Source organism: Actinoplanes sp. NPDC049802 (genome assembly GCF_040656595.1).
Lineage (GTDB): Bacteria > Actinomycetota > Actinomycetes > Mycobacteriales > Micromonosporaceae > Actinoplanes.
This window is the reverse complement of record NZ_JBFAMR010000190.1, coordinates 1-1,277: the sequence shown is the minus strand read 5'-3', so window position 1 is coordinate 1,277 and position 1,277 is coordinate 1. Positions and strand designations below refer to the sequence as shown.

Genomic DNA, 1,277 nt, shown 5'->3' with positions numbered 1-1,277 from the left:
GGGACCGGACACCGGAGTTTCATGCCGCGAGGGCGATGGGTGGACGATAGCAGACACGTGCTTCGCGTGGTGTCTGGTGTTTCACGGTGGAATGCAGTCTTTTGTTGTTGTAGTAGTTGATGTAGGCGAATACCTCCCGGCGGGCCTCGGCGTGGCTGGCGAAGACGCGGGTGCCGATCTCGGCCTTGAGGCTGGCGAAGAACGACTCGGCGACGGCGTTGTCGAAGCAGGACCCGGTCCGGCCCATCGACGGCCGCATGTCGAGCCGGTTGAGCGTGGCCCTGAAGTCCTTCGATGTGTACTGGCTGCCGCGGTCGGAATGAAAGATCGCGTTCGGGCGGACCAACCCTCGCCGATGGGCCAGCTCGACGGCGTCGCTGACGAGCTCGGCACGCATGTGGGTGGCCATGGCGTGCCCGATGACCTCCCGGTTGAACAGGTCGATCGTGGTGGCCAGGTACAGCCAGCCCTCGGCGGTGGGCAGATACGTGATGTCACCGACCAGCCGTACCCCGGGTGCGGGGGCGGTGAAGTCGCGACGGATCAGGTCCGGTGCCGGCGCCGCCTTGCTGTCCTGCCTGGTCAGGGAACGCCGCCGGCGGCGGCTGATCCCCGCCAGACCATGCTCGCGCATCACCCGCTCAACGCGCTTGCGGTTGATCCGCAGCCCTCGGCGGCGCAGCTCGGCGGTGATCCGCGGGGATCCGTAGCCGCGGTGCTCGGCCTGGATCTGCCGGATCAGGGCGGCGAGCTGCTCGTCGTCGTCTTGACGGGCCTGCCGGACGGGCTGGGCGGCCAGCCACTCGTAGTAGCCCTGCCGGCGCTTGACCGCCAGGACACGGCACAGCCGCGTCACGCCGTACACCTCGGCGTGCTCGGAGATGAACCGGTAGCGGCCGGTCAAATGCCCATCTCCTTCGCAAAATAGGCGGCCGCTTTCCGGAGGATCTCCTTCTCCAGCTCCAGTTCGGCCACCTTCTTACGCAGCCGGCGCAGCTCGTCGCGTTCGACGCCACTCAGCTCACTGCCGTCGGTGCTGCCGCGGCCGGCCCGCTGCTCGTCAGCGCGTTTCGCGGCGTTGACCCAGCCGCGCAGGGTCTCATGATTGACACCGAGTTCACGGCCGACATCGCGCAGCGTACGGCCCGAGGACCGCACGAGCTCGACGGCATCACGCCGGAAGTCCTCGTTGTACTTCGAAGGGCGGGGCACCGGGACATCCTTCCCCCAGACCGCTGTCTGGTTTCAAGGTGTCCGGCTCGAAGGTGGAACCTCAG

2 protein-coding genes are annotated in these 1,277 nt (G+C 67.4%); both read right to left on the bottom strand.

Annotation, left to right across the window (positions count from 1 at the left end; genetic code table 11):
- Positions 1-19: 19 nt before the first annotated feature.
- Complete coding sequence (locus AB0I88_RS41320; RefSeq protein WP_361037779.1) at positions 20-904, bottom strand: IS3 family transposase; 885 nt, start codon at positions 902-904, stop codon at positions 20-22.
- Positions 901-1,212, bottom strand: a complete 312-nt coding sequence (locus tag AB0I88_RS41315; protein ID WP_361037777.1) for a transposase — start codon at positions 1,210-1,212, stop codon at positions 901-903. The genes AB0I88_RS41320 and AB0I88_RS41315 overlap by 4 nt, the downstream gene beginning before the upstream one ends.
- Between the last annotated feature and the right edge of the window lie 65 nt (positions 1,213-1,277).